The sequence below is a fragment of the Vibrio sp. 10N.261.54.A5 genome (assembly GCF_041471145.1).
GTDB lineage: Bacteria > Pseudomonadota > Gammaproteobacteria > Enterobacterales > Vibrionaceae > Vibrio > Vibrio crassostreae_C.
The window spans coordinates 1-408 of sequence record NZ_JBFRNU010000125.1 but is presented as its reverse complement, the minus strand read 5'-3'; the positions used below and the strand labels follow the sequence as shown (position 1 = coordinate 408).

The following is a 408-nucleotide window of genomic DNA, read 5'->3' as shown; positions in this document are numbered from 1 at the left end:
TCACCATTGGTGCTAATGGCCAATGGACCTTCACCGCCAACAGCGCGTTTAATAAACTAAACGTTGGCGATAAGGTCGAAGAGACCTTCACGGTGTCGTCCATCGATGGCACCCCTTCGACGATCAAGGTCACGATTAACGGCACTAACGATGCAGCGACAGTCAGTACCGCAACAGTCAGTGTGGATGAGACTGATAAAGCGGTAACCACATCAGGCACGCTAACCAGTACTGACGTGGATAATACAGATAATACGTTTACGCCAGATTCCATTGCAGGCACAAATGGCGACTTGACTATTGATGCCAATGGTCATTGGATCTTCACCGCTAACAGCGCGTTTAATCAATTGAACGTCGGCGATAAAGTCGAAGAGACTTTCACTGTCTCGTCTGTTGATGGCACAC

1 protein-coding gene is annotated in these 408 nt (G+C 48.5%); it reads left to right on the top strand.

Annotated features, from left to right (window positions below):
- Positions 1–408, top strand: a 408-nt coding sequence (locus AB4329_RS22455) for a VCBS domain-containing protein (protein WP_372139327.1), incomplete at both ends; no start/stop codon positions are given.